The organism is Bacillus cereus group sp. MYBK30-2 (genome assembly GCF_051915945.1).
Taxonomy (GTDB): domain Bacteria; phylum Bacillota; class Bacilli; order Bacillales; family Bacillaceae_G; genus Bacillus_A; species Bacillus_A paramycoides.
On sequence record NZ_JBQAFR010000002.1, the window covers coordinates 1045352 to 1060672 of the forward strand.

Sequence of the window (15321 nt, forward strand, 5' to 3'; positions counted from 1 at the left end):
TACCATTCAAAATGGTAAGCCTCTAATTCTCTTTCAAATCAACAAAAAATTGTCCATTTTGAAAACTACAATATAAAATCTGTTTCACATCTTTATAACCTAAGTTATTCAATTTTTCAACGAGCCATTCATCTGTATGCTCAATCATTTGCAAATGATTGTATTGAATTTCTCCATCAATAATTAGTGGGAGTGTAAAAATTGGTGTATCATTTTTACTCTTTTTACTTTTTTGTTTTTGAAAGACAGATAACCTCCCAGTTGGTTCTAAAATAGCGTATTCTACATCACGTACATCTCCGACTCCTTGCTCCCGTAGTTGCATCATTAAATCATCTATGCTATACCGCTGCTTCCGCATCTTTTTTTCATCAATTTTACCTGCATTTACAAGGATAGCCGGCTCCCCTTCTATTAAATGCCGAAAACGTTGAAACTTTAATGAAATGACTGACAAAATGATTTGTATACACATAAGAAAAGTCATTGGAACTAATTGATGCCAAAGTGACTTATCTGTATTTTCAATTGCCACTACAGCCATTTCACCGAGCATAATGAATACAACTAAATCTAATACACTTAATTCTCCAATTTCACGTTTACCCATAAGACGAAAAATAATTAAAATGATTATATACAACAGCATTGTTCGTCCAATTATTGATATCCATTCCATTTCTACATCTCCTTTTTTACTTATAGGTTCCCCCACAAAAAAGAAACTAGTCTAACTTAAACAAAATGAAAATATGCTTGTATTAAAAAGGGGGAATGCATAATGGATGGAACGAAAAAATTATCAACTGCAATTGGCTTTGGTATTATCACCCTATTAATCCTCGCATCTATTACAAGTATGATTATGGCTCTTTTATTAAAATTCACTAATATTGGCGAAGAGACATTAGCGGTTACCATTTTTATACTAGCTCTTCTATCTACTCTCATATCCGGATTTGTAGCTGGTAAAAAGGCAAAAGGAAAAGGATGGTTAGTCGGCCTCACAACAGGACTCACATTCACTCTTCTCGTCTTTCTCGTTAACTATTTAGGCTTCTCTCAAACTTTATCGAACTCACAGTTACTCTACCAATTGGCATTAATGGGTGCGAGTACACTCGGAGGTATTTTCGGTGTAAATATGTCAAAACAAAATAATTAAAAAAGGCCCTGCACATTTCATGCAGGGCCTTCATCATTAGTTTTTCACAACTTCACGAATCGCATTACGATCGAAAGTTAAGTGTGAACCACCAGATTTAACAACAATTTTAGTTTCATCTACTGATTCAATTGTACCATGTAAGCCACCAATTGTTACGATAGCATCACCTTTTTTGATTTCATTTTGCATTTGAGCTACTGCTTTTTGACGCTTTTGCTGCGGGCGAATTAATAAGAAATAGAAAATCGCAAACATCGCAACAATCATAATGATATTCATCATACCTGGATTCATCTTTTGTTCCTCCTTTTAAATTATGTATTAGAAGTTTTTAGCATTCGGTTTATTAAAGCCATACTGTTCAAAGAACTCTTCGCGGAAATCGCCAAGACGGTCTTCACGAATAGCTTGTCTCACCTGCTCCATTAAGTTTAACAGAAAATGAAGGTTGTGATAAGACGTTAAACGAATTCCGAACGTTTCATCACATTTCATTAAGTGACGAATGTACGCACGAGAGTAATTTTTACATGTGTAGCAATCACAGTTTGGATCAAGCGGACCGAAATCTCTAGCGAATTTCGCGTTTTTCACAACTAAGCGACCTTCACTTGTCATACATGTACCATTTCGGGCAATACGAGTTGGAAGTACGCAGTCGAACATATCAATACCACGAATCGCACCATCAATTAATGAGTCAGGAGAACCTACTCCCATTAAGTAACGTGGCTTATTATCTGGAAGAAGTGGTGTTGTAAATTCAAGTACACGGTTCATAATATCTTTCGGCTCTCCAACAGATAAACCACCTACAGCGTAACCAGGGAAGTCCATTGAAACAAGATCTTTCGCACTTTGACGACGAAGCTCTTCAAACTCTCCGCCCTGTACAATACCAAATAAACCTTGGTCTTGTGGACGCTCATGCGCCTTTAGACAACGCTCTGCCCAACGGCTCGTACGCTCTACAGACTTTTTCATATATTCAAAAGTAGCTGGGAACGGTGGACACTCGTCAAATGCCATCATGATATCTGAACCTAATGCATTTTGAATTTCCATCGCCTTTTCTGGAGATAAGAATAATTTATCGCCATTTAAATGATTACGGAAATGAACACCTTCCTCTTCAATACGTCGGAAATCACTTAAACTAAATACTTGGAATCCACCTGAATCCGTTAAGATTGCACGATCCCAGTTCATAAACTTATGCAAGCCACCTGCTTCACGAATAATTTCGTGACCTGGGCGTAGCCATAAATGATACGTATTACTTAAAATAATACCAGAATCCATTGCTTTTAATTCTTCTGGTGACATCGTTTTAACTGTTGCAAGTGTACCAACTGGCATAAATGTTGGTGTATCAAATGAACCGTGTGGCGTATGCACACGTCCTAAACGCGCACCCGTTTGTTTACAAGTTTTAATAAATTCATAACGAATTGCTGTCATAATTTACTCCTTTTATTTGTTTCTCATTTTAGCGTGAGATGCAACGAACATCGCATCACCAAAGCTAAAGAAACGATATTTTTCTTTTACTGCTTCATTATATGCATGAAGTACATTATCTCTATTTGCAAATGCACTTACAAGCATAATTAATGTTGATTTCGGCAAATGGAAGTTTGTAATTAAACCATCAATTGCTTTAAATTCATATCCTGGGTACATAAAAATATCTGTCCATCCAGAAGCGGCACAAAGCTTACCATCATGATCTGTCGCAATCGTTTCTAATGTACGAGTTGATGTCGTACCTACTGTAATAATACGTCCACCATTCTCTTTCACACGGTTTAATAACGCAGCTGTCTCTTCAGACATATGATAATACTCTGCATGCATATGATGCTCTTCAATAGTATCTGCAGAAACTGGTCTAAATGTTCCAAGTCCTACATGGAGCGTAATAAATGCTAATTGAACGCCTTTTTGCTTCAATTTCTCGAGTAACTCTTCTGTAAAGTGAAGTCCAGCTGTCGGTGCTGCTGCTGAACCAATTTCCTTCGCATATACCGTTTGATAACGATCGCGATCTTCCAACGTCTCTTTAATATACGGAGGAAGTGGCATTTCTCCAAGTTCGTCTAAAATTTCATAAAAGATGCCGTCATATGAAAACTCAAGTTGACGCCCACCTTGATCTGCAGTTCCTGTACAAGTTGCTTTTAACTTTCCTTCACCAAAAGAGATTACAGTACCTTCTTTTACACGCTTCGCTGGCTTGACAAGTGTTTCCCACTTATCGCCTTCCTCTTGTTTTAAAAGAAGCACTTCGATATGTGCACCTGTATCTTCTTTCACACCGTGCAAGCGAGCAGGCATAACTTTCGTTTCATTTAAAACTAAGCAATCCCCCTCATGTAAGTAAGAAAGAATGTCCGTAAAATGTTTATGCTCAATATCCCCTGTTTCACGGTCTAACACCATCAATCTTGATGTTTCACGCTCTTCAAGCGGGATTTGTGCAATAAGCTCTTCTGGTAAATGAAAATCAAACAGATTAATATCCATAACTATATCCACCTATTTCTTATTTGAATCGATTTATTATATACATAACAAAAGATAATACAATACTTAACACAATACATGTAATGATAGGAAAATAAAAGGTAACGTTTCCTTTTTTCACAAAAATATCGCCTGGAAGCCTTCCAATAAACTTCCAAGCCAGACCAACAACAATGAGTAAAATACCAGCTGTAATAAGCAGCTTTGGCATCTCCGTCATACCTTTGGCATCTCCATTCCGAAATGTTCATATGCGAGTGGAGTTACGATTCGGCCTCTTGGAGTTCGTTGTAAAAAGCCAATTTGTAATAAATACGGCTCATACACATCTTCAATTGTATGAGATTCTTCTCCAATCGTTGCCGAAACTGTTTCTAATCCAACTGGACCACCGCGGAACTTTTCAATAATACCAAGCAGTAATTTATGGTCAATATGATCAAGTCCTAATTTATCTACTTGTAATAGCTCTAACGCCATTTGTGTAATTTCCATCGCAATCGTTCCGTCACTGCGAACTTGCGCGAAGTCACGTACACGTCGTAATAGACGATTCGCAATACGAGGTGTACCACGGGCACGTCTTGCAATTTCTAGTGCTGCCAACGAATCAATCTCCACTTCGAATACTTCTGCTGTGCGTTCTACAATCGCAGAAAGCTGATCTACTGTATAATACTCTAATCGTGAAAGTACACCGAAACGGTCACGAAGTGGTGCTGATAATGCACCTGCACGCGTCGTTGCCCCAACTAGCGTAAATGGGGGTAAGTCTAGACGTACAGATCGAGCTGACGGTCCTTTCCCAATAACGATATCAAGGCAAAAGTCTTCCATCGCTGGGTATAACACTTCTTCAATAGATCTATGCAAACGATGAATTTCATCAATAAATAATACATCCCCAGGCTGAAGTGCTGTTAATACAGCCGCTAAATCTCCTGGTCTTTCAATTGCGGGACCTGACGTTGTTCGAATGTTAACACCCATTTCATTGGCAATAATATTCGCAAGCGTCGTTTTACCAAGTCCAGGTGGCCCATATAAAAGTACGTGATCTAACGTTTCTTCACGCATTTTCGCCGCTTCAATAAAAACTTCTAAATTATGCTTCGCTTTATCTTGGCCAATATACTGACGGAGCGTCTGTGGCCGTAATGAATACTCTAAATCTGCATCTTCATATGCAGATTCCCCTGAAAGGAGACGTTCGTCCATTATACTCACCTCTTACCATTTAGTAAAAGACTAAGTGCCTTTTTAATATATTGATCCGTCGTTAGTGATTCTTTTAATAGTTCTGGTACAACGCGAGAAACTTCTCGTTCTGCATAACCGAGTGCACGCAGTGCTTCCAGCGCTTCATCAAGTTCAACTGATGAACCTTTCTTCTCATCAAAACTTTCGACATCTGAGAACAAATCAACAAACGCATCTGGTACAACATCTGCTAATTTCCCTTTTAAATCTAAAATCATTTGGCGCGCTGTTTTCTTTCCAACACCTGGGAATTTCACTAAAAACTTCTCATCTTCATGTTCAATTGCTTGAACGACCTGTCCTGTTTGACCAGAAGCTAAAATTGCAAGAGCGCCTTTCGGTCCAATGCCTGATACACCTAACAATTTTGTAAATAATAAACGCTCTTCACGTGTTTTAAATCCGTAAAGTGCCATAATATCTTCTCTCACATAATGATATGTATAGACACGAATTTCTTGCTTACTTCTTTGAAAGACATATGGATTTGGTGTAAAAATTTGATAACCAATTCCATTATGATCAATTACGACATATTCCGGTCCTACATACTCCACGTAACCTGTAACATATTCAAACAAAATACGATCTCTCCCTCTCAAATCATGTATTCCATTTTAACATATTTAACAATAGAAAAGCGAGGCTACCCCAACAAATGTTCTCTGTTTAAAATTTCCGTTTTTTTCTATTGACATAAATACAGAAAGAACATTACTATACAGTAGTCGATAATGATTATCAATATTAATTAAAGGGGTTACATCAGGATGAAAAAAAGGCTATTTATTTTATTTACTATCATGTTAGTTGTTCTTTCTATCGTTGGCTGCTCTTCTCAAAAAGATGAGTCAAAAGCGAAAGAACAACCGAAAACAAAAGTTGTCAAACATGCTAAAGGAGAAGCGACAATTCCAGTAAATCCAAAAAGAATTGTTGACTTATCTGGATCAACAGAAGAATTGTTACTTCTTGGACATAAACCTGTTGGTACAGCAAATACATATAAAGATAAAATCCAAAATCATTTAACAGAAAAGCTAGACGGAGTAAAAGCTGTTGGCTGGTATTGGGCACCTAAAGTTGATTTAGAAGCTGTTACTGCTTTAAAACCAGACTTAATTATTTTAAACAATCGTCAATTGAAAATTTATGATCAACTAGAAAAGGTGGCACCGACAGTTGTTCTAGAAACAAATCTAGAAGACTGGCGCGGTAAGTTTAAAGAAGTAGGTAAACTATTTGACGAAGAAAAGAAAGCTGATAAATGGATTACAGACTACGATAAAAAAGCCGACTCTTTATCTAAAAAAATTAAAGAAAAAACAAAAGACGAAAACTTTATGTTCGTTGCAGTAACACCTCAAAACTTCCGTGTATACGGTAGCTTCGGATATGGTGACATCATCTTTAACGACTTAAAACTTCCAGCAACAAAAGGTACAGACTTAAAACAAACGATGGCACAAGTATCACTAGAAGGTCTCGTTGCATTCCAGCCTGATCAAATGTTCATTGTAAACTTCGGCGGCGAGGCTGATAAAGTGTATGAAGACTATAAAAACAGTGCAGTTTGGAAAGATAATAAAGCAGTGAAAAATAATCACGTATACGAAGTATCGAATGAAGTCTTCAATACGAAAGCATTTAATCCAATCGGAAAAGATATGCTAATTGATGAAATCGCTAAACAAATTTTAGATAAAAATAAATAAGAAAAGCAGCTCGCATTGAGCTGCTTTTCTTACTTTCTCACTGCATACTGCTTCATTTTTTCAATGGTCTTCACAAAACCTTCTTTTGATTTTATACGAATGCCACGTTTTAATTTCGCCCGTTCATAACTTTCAAGCTTTTTCATATCAATTTGAAAAAATGAGTGAATCGCGTTATCACTTTTCGGTACACCTTTAAAAATTTGTAATATCCCTTCCTCTGAAACACCAAAATAACCACTTGTTTTCAACAAAGGTGAAATATCATCAATTTTCTTTTGTAATACGATTTGTACATCATCACGATCAACAAGTTGCCACTCTTTATATTGCTGCAAAAACTGCTCCAAATTCACTACTTTTTCCGTAAATATTTCCTCACTTACTTCTCCATCAACATACATACGCTCTAATAAAATTGTAACTTGAGGTTCTTTTTCTTTTACTTCTGGTACTGGCCCTTCCGCCCTCACACTCGTTTCATAAACTAAACAAAACACCATAACGAAAGCTTGCACTGCAATCAGTATCCATTTCATTTCCGTTCACCTCTTCTAGGCAAAATCATACTTTCATTTGTAGTTTTTCCGGAAATGGGGGTTTTATCCCTAATTCATAGAATACCCCTATTAAGAATTATAGAATTTAATTTTTTGTACACCTTTACACTATTTCCAACTATTTAGAATCGCAGTGATTATGCGAAAGTAGTTTTTTATCTTTATTGGATCGCATCAAGCGTATTCAATGAACCACTCGTAATAACAACTATTACACCGATAAGCGATAAAATTAAACTTATTCCTATTTTTAAACTCCAAGATTCTTTAAAAAATAATATTGCTCCCAATGTCACAAAGACTGGCATTGTAGCAATGATAAGTGAGCCATTCATAGTAGAAGTATAGTGAAGTCCCATAAAGAAAAAAACGTTGTACCCAAAATTACCACTACATATTAATTCTTTTGAGAATATTTATAAATACATTCCAAATGTTTCGTCATTAAAACCAACAAAAAAAGTGAAGTTTAGATTTCTCTAAACTTCACTTTATCTTTATAAAATATAAAAGACGCCTGCATAGCAGGCGTCTTGATGCGTTTACGGCGAGAGACCAGGCGACCACATTCGCGTGTTTAGCACTTAAGCATATCTCTCGTCTTACGTAAATTAGCTCATCGCTTTGCTAATATAACATTAATAAGATAGGAGCGCAACATGTTTATAAAAATATTTAATTCCCTTTTTTACCCAAATAAAGTTTATGTAAATTATAAATTGATTAATGTAATATATATGTTACAATTAATACTATAAATATAAACAGGGGCTGAATACTTTGAAAAAAATTAAAGATGAACGTCTCATACTCCAAACATTAAAAAACATACGTATTGCCTTTCTCTTTCAATCAATTGGTATAATCGGAATTTTAGGCTATATCGGATTCACTGAAGGAATGGATCAAATTACGAAATCTCCATTATGGTTATTATTTATTCTTACAAGTATTTTACTTAGCTATTTACAATTAAGTATTTCAATCGATGTAGAAGAAAGCGAAAAGGAAATAAAGTTAACTCCTTATTACAAACTTGTCTTACGCTCCCTTATTGTAGGGATTATTATGGCTATTATTTATATCCTTTTCAGTCCAGAGAGACCTCTGTTTGAAGCTATCCTTACAGGTAGTATCCTCTTCGTATGCTTTTTAACTTCTTATTCCGTTAGTTATCTCATTAAAAAACGTCGTTTAGAAGACGAAGATGAATAAAGAGGAAGGGATTCCCCTTCCTCTTTATTGTTATCGTACTGTACCAGTTAGACCGTAACGAATGTCTCGGAACATATTTGTTATGTCACGATTAAAATTGTTTGTAACTGTGCCGTTACGTAGACGCGTACTCATTGCATCAACACGAGTAAACATGTCATTTCTTACAGAGACGTACACGTTTCTGTTTCCAGCTTCACTCGCAACAGCTTGACGAATTTCGTTTGCCATCGCTGTTTCATCTGTCGCTGTATTACGTGGTTTTACCGCAATCGCTACATCGTTTCCATATACAACTGTAGAAACTCGATCTACGTTATTCATACGTTTCACACGATTCGTAATTTTTTCTGCAGTTTTACCATCATTGTTAATGTATGAATTGTTCATTGTAATATTACGTGTTGGGTGCGGATTAGCAATTTGTCCATTGTAATTTACATCACGGTAATAATTATATCCGGTACCGTTACGATTATCATACACATTGTCTGTTGCTCTGTTTCCATTTCGGTATGTTACATAATCTGTATAACGATCGTTATGCGTTACATTAGTACGATTTGGATGTGTATCATTATAAGATGTACGCTCGTAATTATAATTACGCCCGTCCATCGCAGTTTTCTCTTTAGGTGTACCACATGCAGCTAACGCACTGGTAACTAACAAAGAAGCAGCAATAATTTTAACTTTCGTATTCAATACAAAAACCCCCCTTGTTAGAATGCACTTCTCTTTTCGAAAAGCTCCCTCTTATGATGAGTAACAGAGAGGTTTTTTACACTGTTAATATTTCACTAGGAATTTTCTAGCACTTAATGTAAATCTTCTATTTTTTCTAATAATCACAAATACAAAAAAGGCGGGAATTCCCCACCTTTTTTAAACTTCCTCTTCATCCTCTTCTTCTGAAACTGGTTCTCCAAATACATTTGGTGGATCCGGCTGATAATACATCGTTCCCGGCTGCGGTGCATGTGCTGGCTGAGTCGGTTGATAATATAAAGGATTGGCGTATTGTGGTCCACCTGGTTGCGGACTATATAACCTACTTTCTCCTCCACATCCACAATCTTCCTCACCTTGCACAAGTGGTGGCATATTATTATCCATTGGCATCATATTCGGATTTGGCATAGAAGTATATTGTGGTACCACCTGTGCTCCTTGTTGATATGGCATATTATAGTATGGATTTTGTTGTTGATAATGCGGATATGGCGGCATCATTGGCATTTGATTTGGCATCATGTTTGGCATTTGATTGTTATCCATTATCGGCATCATGTTTGGCATTTGATTGTTATCCATTATTGGCATCATGTTTGGCATTTGATTGTTATCCATTATCGGCATCATGTTTGGCATTTGATTGTTATCCATTATTGGCATCATGTTTGGCATTTGATTGTTATCCATTATTGGCATTATGTTCGGCATTTGATTGTTATCCATTATTGGCATCATGTTTGGCATTTGATTGTTATCCATTATCGGCATTATGTTTGGCATTTGATTGTTATCCATTATTGGCATTATGTTTGGCATTTGGTTATTATCCATTATCGGCATTATGTTTGGCATTTGATTGTTATCCATTATCGGCATTATGTTTGGCATTTGGTTATTATCCATTATCGGCATTATGTTTGGCATTTGGTTATTATCCATTATCGGCATTATGTTTGGCATTTGGTTATTATCCATTATCGGCATTATGTTTGGTATTTGATTGTTATCCGCTATTGGCATTATGTTTGGCATTTGATTGTTATCCGCTATTGGCATTATGTTTGGCATTTGGTTGTTATCCGCTATTGGCATTATGTTTGGCATTTGGTTGTTATCCATTATCGGCATTATGTTTGGTGGTTGATTGTTATCCAGCATCGGCATTATATTTGGCACTTGAATATTTGGCGGTATTACTTGCGGGATAACAACATTTTCCTTTGATACGTTTGGTGATACTATGTTTCCTATATTTTCTTTCTTCACTTGTGGTGATACTATATTTCCTATATTTTCTTTCTTCACTTGCGGTGATACTATGTTTCCTACATTTTCCTTCTTCACTTGCGGTGATACTATGTTTCCTACATTTTCTTTCTTCACTTGCGGTGATACTATGTTTTCTACATTTTCCTTCTTCACTTGCGGTGATACTATGTTTCCTACATTTTCCTTCTCCACTTGCGGTGATACTATGTTTCCTACATTTTCCTTCTTCACTTGCGGTGATACTATGTTTCCTACATTTTCCTTCTTCACTTGCGGTGATACTATGTTTCCTACATTTTCTTTTTTCGCTTGTGGTGATACGTTTCCTACGTTCTCTTTCTTTACTTGTGGTGATATATTTCCTATATTGTCTTTTTTCGTTTGCGGGGAAATGATGTTGTTAGGTTTCATTTTATTAATTTGAGGAGCAATTAACTCGCTTCCCTTTTTTATTACGTCTGAAATTTTATATTCTTTTTTCGGTTTAATCGGCGGTTGCGGCGGCTGCGGTAATACATTAACAGAAAATTTAGTGTTCTCTTTCGTAGTCGGTTTTGGTTTTTCTACTTTCTCTACAACAGGTGGTTTTTGAATGACAGGTGGTTTTTGAATTGGTATTTCTTTTTGCACTTCTTTTTGCGGCTTCACCTGTACTTCTTTTTGTGGTTTCACTTGCATTTCCTTTTGTGGTTTCACCTGCATTTCTTTTTGTGGTTTCACCTGCATTTCTTTTTGCGTTTGTTGCATAGCTGGTTGCTGTGTAATAGGTGCTGATTGATACGTAACTTCTTCTTCATCTGCTATTCCGAGTGGAGTTGGTGTTGATGCAAACTCTTTTTGCTGCACCTCTTTTACATATTGTTTCGGAGGCGCTGAACCCGATCCAGCCTGTTGTTTCACATGAACGCTACTCGATGGTACTTTAATTTTCATCCCTGGCATAATAAGGTCTGGATTACTAAGTTGTGTATTTGTTTTTTTTAGCGTTTCAAAATCCACTCCGTACTTTTTCGCAATTTTCCAAAGGGTATCCCCTTTTTGCACGATATGAATTTTCAAATTTTCCCCCTCCTGTATAACTTATCTATAAGTAAAAACACTTCGAAGTAACACTTTCTAAAAAACTTAACTTCATCTACTTTTATCACTTCTTCTATTTTCAATATGGTTTGAAGTGGAATAATCATAAAAAAATCACAATGATTTCCTCAACACAATGTATGCCTATTTCACTCTTCTTATGATTACATGCAAGAAAAAAAGCAACGGAAGTCCCGTTGCTTTACACACGCTCTAACATACGATTCAATGCAAGAACCGCCTCTTTTGTTACTTGCTTATTTACACGAATAACATTGAGTTGTTCTCCTCTTTCTATATTCTCAAGCGCCCATAACAGGTGGGGTAAATCAATCCGATTCATCGTTAAACAAGGACACATAAACGGATTTAGAGAAATAATTTCTTTATCTGGATGTTGCTGAATAATTCGATTCACTAAATTCATCTCTGTACCAATCGCCCATTGACTTCCTGCTGGAGCTGCTTCAATCATATCAATAATATATTTCGTCGACCCTGCATAATCAGACGCATCAACAACTTCATAACAACATTCAGGGTGAACAATAATATTCATATCCGGATAGTTTTTTCGCACACTTTCAATATTTTTTACAGTAAAGTTTTGATGAACAGAACAATGGCCTTTCCATAAAATCACTTGAATTTCTTCTATATCTCCATCGTACTCTAGTGAATCTGTATGCGGGTTCCACACTGCCATTTTCTCTAAAGGAATACCTAAATCGTACGCTGTATTTCTCCCTAAATGTTGGTCTGGTAAAAAGACGAGACGCTCTTTTTGCGTAAACGCCCAAGACACCATTTGTTTTGCATTAGAAGAGGTTACTGTTGCCCCTCCATTACGACCGCAAAATGCTTTAATCGCAGCTGTTGAATTTACATACGTTAACGGGATCATCGTATCCCCAAATAACTTTGTGAGCTCTTTCCACGCTCTTTCTGTTTGTTCAATATCTGCCATATCCGCCATAGAGCAGCCGGCACGCATATCTGGTAAAATGACAACTTGATCATCTGTTGTTAACATGTCTGCCGTTTCTGCCATAAAGTGCACACCACAAAACACAATATATTTTGCCTCTTTATTACTCGCTGCAACTTGTGCAAGTTGCAACGAGTCCCCTGCTGCGTCTGAAAATTGCACTACTTCATCTTTTTGATAATGATGCCCTGGAATAAATAGTAATTCCCCCATTTTTTCTTTAATTTCGCGAACACGCTCTTCCATTTCTAATGTAGACATCGTTTGATAACGCTCCGGTAACATTACTTCAATTGGCTGAACTTTCTCTAAAATACCCATTTATGATTCTCCCCCTCTAAACCACTCTCATTAAGACTCAATATTAAAACTAATATCAAGTGCTTTCACTGAATGTGTTAACGCTCCAAGTGAAATATAATCTACTCCTGTTTTTCCGTATTTCGATAAATCTTCAATTGTAATGCCACCTGAAGCCTCCGTAACGATAGCACTCGGTACAAGTTTTGAAAACTCACGAATCTCTTCTGGCGTGCGATTATCGAACATAATAACATCTGCGCCAGCCTCTACTGCTTCTCTCACTTGCGCCTCCGTCTCTGTTTCAACTTCTACTTTTACCATATGCCCTAATCTTTCTTTCACTGTCGTAACAGCCTTTGTAATAGACCCCGCAAACGCAATATGATTATCTTTAATCATGACACCATCATACAAACCGAAGCGGTGGTTAAACCCGCCTCCGCACACTACCGCATACTTATCAAACATGCGCAATCCTGGCATCGTTTTTCTCGTATCACAAATACGCGTGTAATTGCTATCTAACGTAAGAACTGCTTTACGAGTCATCGTTGCTACACCGCTCATACGCTGAGTGATATTCAATATAACGCGCTCCGCTGTTAATAAAGACGCAATAGGCCCTTGTGCCGTTGCTATAATTTCACCTTTTTCTACTAAGTCCCCATCTTTTTTATGGAGTGCAACTTCAATTTTTTCATCGATTAGTTTAAAGCCCTCTTCTATTACTAAACTCCCTGCAAAGACCCCTGAATCCTTTACAAGAAACGTTCCTTTCGCAAGTGCATTACCGGGAAAGATAAACTGAGATGTTACATCTCTTTCTCCTATATCTTCTAGAAAAAATCTATTTAATGCTTCCTTAACCTTTAACGTGTTCATAAAACCCCTCTTCCCCTCTTTAAACAAGTTGTAGTTTTCTTCTCACTCGAATAATCTCTTTCCTTACTTTATTTCTTTCTGGATAATCACTGCGGTAATGACCACCAATACTTTCTTCTCTTTGTAAAGCTGATACTGTTATAAGCTCACAAACCGTTAACATATTAATAAGCGTTATCTCTTCATTTGTAAGTGCATCATATTGTAATATCATATTTCGCACACCGTACCTACTAAACCATCTCTTAGCATATGATAAACTTTTCTCAGTTCGTACAATCCCAACGTGCTTCATCATGTATTCTTGTATTTCTTCTTTCAACGGTAAATCATTAAGAGCTATAAAGCTTTTTTCTCTCTCTTCTGATACATTTTTTCTTTCTTGTACTGGTCTAGTTAAAATATGTTTTCCTATTCTTCTTCCAAACACTAGACCTTCTAATAATGAATTACTTGCCAATCTGTTCGCACCGTGAACCCCATTACAAGCCACTTCGCCGACTGCATATAAATTTGGAATAGACGTCTCGCCGTCACAATTCGTCTTCACGCCGCCCATATGAAAATGAGCACCAGGTACGACTGGAATACGATTTTCTTTTAGATTCACACCATTCTTTTTACATAATGATGAGACGGTTGGAAAACGCTTTTCAAAGTTTTGAATGCTTTCGATGTTCAAGTACACTTTTTCACCTGCAAGAAGTTGTTCATGAATAGCCCTTGCCACAACATCACGCGGTGCGAGATCTTTCCCGGGATGTATATCCATCATAAAACGCTGTCCTTTTCCATTTATAAGGACAGCTCCTTCACCACGGACTGCTTCAGAAACGAGACCACAACATCGCCCGCCCACGTATAACATTGTCGGATGAAATTGCACAAATTCTAAATCAACAAGTTCGCCCCCAGCTCGATAGATCATCGCAAGTCCATCACCTGTAATTGTCTCATCATTCGACGTAAAGGCGTACAAACCACCAATTCCACCTGATGCTAACACTGTATAATCAGCATAGTAACGCTTCAACTTTCCTTCACTATTTCGTGTTAAAGCCCCTATACATTTATTATTTTCTATAATAAAATCAAGTACCATTTCTTGCTCAACGATAGTAACGTATGGAGCTACTTCTTGAATTAAATGTTCTAATAGATTTTTACCAGTTGCATCTCCTCCCGCATGTAAAATACGACGTTTTCGATGCGCCCCTTCTTTACCAAGATGGAGCCCTGCTTCATCCCCATCAAATTTCATTCCATTTGTAATAAGTTTATTTATTTCTTTCGGCCCTTCTTCAACTAAATACCGAACTGCTTCTTCATTGTTATAATGACAACCTGCCACTAATGTATCTTCAAAATGCCCACTCGGATTGTCATGTGCAGCAACAGCTGCTGCAATTCCTCCTTGAGCTAAATGTGTATTGTTATTGCGCCCTGTTTTTTTTGTGATAATTATCACATTCTTTTCGTGACAAAGCTCTTTCGCAACACGAAGTGCCGCAACGCCACTTCCAATAATTAAGACATCTGCACTTGGCATAATTGTTGCCTCCTACTTTACACTTTTCAACTGTCTTGACACCTATATTTACATAGTTTTAAAATAATGAC

16 protein-coding genes and 2 pseudogenes are annotated in these 15321 nt (G+C 36.9%); 3 read left to right on the plus strand and 15 right to left on the minus strand.

What is annotated here, in order from left to right:
- Positions 1–22 precede the first annotated feature (22 nt).
- On the minus strand, positions 23–679 hold the full coding sequence (locus ACTFQM_RS17020; protein WP_440035314.1) for a DUF421 domain-containing protein: 657 nt from the start codon (positions 677–679) through the stop codon (positions 23–25).
- Positions 680–781: 102 nt separating this feature from the next.
- On the opposite strand from ACTFQM_RS17020, the gene ACTFQM_RS17025 reads away from it, so the two are divergent.
- Positions 782–1165, plus strand: coding sequence for a TIGR04086 family membrane protein (locus ACTFQM_RS17025; RefSeq protein WP_048372353.1), 384 nt, complete (start codon positions 782–784; stop codon positions 1163–1165).
- Between the two features lie 36 nt (positions 1166–1201).
- On the opposite strand, the gene yajC is transcribed toward ACTFQM_RS17025, so the two are convergent.
- The 6 genes from yajC to ruvA are packed head-to-tail and all read right to left on the minus strand — an operon-like array spanning position 1202 to position 5535.
- Positions 1202–1462: a preprotein translocase subunit YajC gene (gene yajC, locus ACTFQM_RS17030; RefSeq protein WP_002173590.1), complete on the minus strand. Its 261-nt coding sequence runs from the start codon at positions 1460–1462 to the stop codon at positions 1202–1204.
- A 27-nt stretch (positions 1463–1489) separates the two neighbouring features.
- Positions 1490–2629: a tRNA guanosine(34) transglycosylase Tgt gene (gene tgt, locus ACTFQM_RS17035; RefSeq protein WP_000125362.1), complete on the minus strand. Its 1140-nt coding sequence runs from the start codon at positions 2627–2629 to the stop codon at positions 1490–1492.
- Between the two features lie 12 nt (positions 2630–2641).
- Positions 2642–3694 (minus strand): tRNA preQ1(34) S-adenosylmethionine ribosyltransferase-isomerase QueA, encoded by a 1053-nt coding sequence (queA, locus tag ACTFQM_RS17040; RefSeq protein ID WP_002173591.1) that lies wholly within the window; start codon positions 3692–3694, stop codon positions 2642–2644.
- Positions 3695–3713: 19 nt separating this feature from the next.
- Positions 3714–3914, minus strand: a complete 201-nt coding sequence (locus tag ACTFQM_RS17045; protein ID WP_002173592.1) for a DUF2905 domain-containing protein — start codon at positions 3912–3914, stop codon at positions 3714–3716.
- The gene (ruvB, locus tag ACTFQM_RS17050; RefSeq protein WP_002173593.1) at positions 3911–4912 is read right to left on the minus strand and encodes a Holliday junction branch migration DNA helicase RuvB; all 1002 of its coding nucleotides are present in this window, start codon (positions 4910–4912) and stop codon (positions 3911–3913) included. The genes ACTFQM_RS17045 and ruvB overlap by 4 nt, the downstream gene beginning before the upstream one ends.
- Before the next feature lie 5 nt (positions 4913–4917).
- Positions 4918–5535, minus strand: coding sequence for a Holliday junction DNA helicase RuvA (gene ruvA, locus ACTFQM_RS17055; protein ID WP_000464514.1), 618 nt, complete (start codon positions 5533–5535; stop codon positions 4918–4920).
- Positions 5536–5724: 189 nt separating this feature from the next.
- Here ruvA and ACTFQM_RS17060 point away from each other — a divergent pair, with 189 nt between their 5' ends.
- The gene (locus ACTFQM_RS17060; RefSeq protein WP_002173594.1) at positions 5725–6669 is read left to right on the plus strand and encodes an iron-hydroxamate ABC transporter substrate-binding protein; all 945 of its coding nucleotides are present in this window, start codon (positions 5725–5727) and stop codon (positions 6667–6669) included.
- Between the two features lie 29 nt (positions 6670–6698).
- Here the strand turns inward: ACTFQM_RS17060 and ACTFQM_RS17065 are convergent, their stop codons facing one another.
- The gene (locus tag ACTFQM_RS17065; protein ID WP_002173595.1) at positions 6699–7208 is read right to left on the minus strand and encodes a BofC C-terminal domain-containing protein; all 510 of its coding nucleotides are present in this window, start codon (positions 7206–7208) and stop codon (positions 6699–6701) included.
- Between the two features lie 197 nt (positions 7209–7405).
- A pseudogene (locus ACTFQM_RS17070) lies at positions 7406–7621 on the minus strand (EamA family transporter); the annotation flags it as partial.
- Between the two features lie 388 nt (positions 7622–8009).
- Here ACTFQM_RS17070 and ACTFQM_RS17075 point away from each other — a divergent pair.
- Complete coding sequence (locus ACTFQM_RS17075) at positions 8010–8444, plus strand: branched-chain amino acid ABC transporter substrate-binding protein (protein WP_440035317.1); 435 nt, start codon at positions 8010–8012, stop codon at positions 8442–8444.
- Positions 8445–8474: 30 nt separating this feature from the next.
- On the opposite strand, the gene ACTFQM_RS17080 is transcribed toward ACTFQM_RS17075, so the two are convergent.
- The 6 genes and pseudogenes from ACTFQM_RS17080 to nadB all read right to left on the minus strand — a co-directional run bounded on the left by ACTFQM_RS17080 (position 8475) and on the right by nadB (position 15250).
- A complete protein-coding gene (locus tag ACTFQM_RS17080) occupies positions 8475–9149 on the minus strand; it encodes a YhcN/YlaJ family sporulation lipoprotein (RefSeq protein WP_002173599.1) in 675 nt (224 codons plus the stop codon).
- A gap of 180 nt (positions 9150–9329) precedes the next feature.
- A complete protein-coding gene (locus ACTFQM_RS17085; RefSeq protein WP_440035812.1) occupies positions 9330–11195 on the minus strand; it encodes a spore coat protein in 1866 nt (621 codons plus the stop codon).
- Positions 11196–11350: 155 nt separating this feature from the next.
- Positions 11351–11507 (minus strand): annotated as a pseudogene (safA, locus tag ACTFQM_RS17090) (SafA/ExsA family spore coat assembly protein); the annotation flags it as partial.
- 223 nt (positions 11508–11730) lie between these two features.
- Entirely contained in the window at positions 11731–12837 is a 1107-nt protein-coding gene (gene nadA / locus ACTFQM_RS17095; protein WP_440035318.1) for a quinolinate synthase NadA, read from the minus strand.
- A gap of 30 nt (positions 12838–12867) precedes the next feature.
- Positions 12868–13701: a carboxylating nicotinate-nucleotide diphosphorylase gene (nadC, locus tag ACTFQM_RS17100; protein WP_440035319.1), complete on the minus strand. Its 834-nt coding sequence runs from the start codon at positions 13699–13701 to the stop codon at positions 12868–12870.
- 19 nt (positions 13702–13720) lie between these two features.
- On the minus strand, positions 13721–15250 hold the full coding sequence (gene nadB, locus ACTFQM_RS17105; protein WP_440035322.1) for an L-aspartate oxidase: 1530 nt from the start codon (positions 15248–15250) through the stop codon (positions 13721–13723).
- Between the last annotated feature and the right edge of the window lie 71 nt (positions 15251–15321).

Excerpts from the sequence above, each read along its gene's own strand:
- ACTFQM_RS17020 (WP_440035314.1), bottom strand. The coding sequence starts at position 679 with ATGGAATGGATATCAATAATTGGACGAACAATGCTGTTGTATATAATC.
- ACTFQM_RS17025 (WP_048372353.1), top strand. The coding sequence starts at position 782 with ATGGATGGAACGAAAAAATTATCAACTGCAATTGGCTTTGGTATTATC.
- yajC (WP_002173590.1), bottom strand. The coding sequence starts at position 1,462 with ATGAATCCAGGTATGATGAATATCATTATGATTGTTGCGATGTTTGCG.
- tgt (WP_000125362.1), bottom strand. The coding sequence starts at position 2,629 with ATGACAGCAATTCGTTATGAATTTATTAAAACTTGTAAACAAACGGGT.
- queA (WP_002173591.1), bottom strand. The coding sequence starts at position 3,694 with ATGGATATTAATCTGTTTGATTTTCATTTACCAGAAGAGCTTATTGCA.
- ACTFQM_RS17045 (WP_002173592.1), bottom strand. The coding sequence starts at position 3,914 with ATGACGGAGATGCCAAAGCTGCTTATTACAGCTGGTATTTTACTCATT.
- ruvB (WP_002173593.1), bottom strand. The coding sequence starts at position 4,912 with ATGGACGAACGTCTCCTTTCAGGGGAATCTGCATATGAAGATGCAGAT.
- ACTFQM_RS17060 (WP_002173594.1), top strand. The coding sequence starts at position 5,725 with ATGAAAAAAAGGCTATTTATTTTATTTACTATCATGTTAGTTGTTCTT.
- ACTFQM_RS17065 (WP_002173595.1), bottom strand. The coding sequence starts at position 7,208 with ATGAAATGGATACTGATTGCAGTGCAAGCTTTCGTTATGGTGTTTTGT.
- ACTFQM_RS17085 (WP_440035812.1), bottom strand. The coding sequence starts at position 11,195 with ATGCAACAAACGCAAAAAGAAATGCAGGTGAAACCACAAAAAGAAATG.
- nadA (WP_440035318.1), bottom strand. The coding sequence starts at position 12,837 with ATGGGTATTTTAGAGAAAGTTCAGCCAATTGAAGTAATGTTACCGGAG.
- nadC (WP_440035319.1), bottom strand. The coding sequence starts at position 13,701 with ATGAACACGTTAAAGGTTAAGGAAGCATTAAATAGATTTTTTCTAGAA.
- nadB (WP_440035322.1), bottom strand. The coding sequence starts at position 15,250 with ATGCCAAGTGCAGATGTCTTAATTATTGGAAGTGGCGTTGCGGCACTT.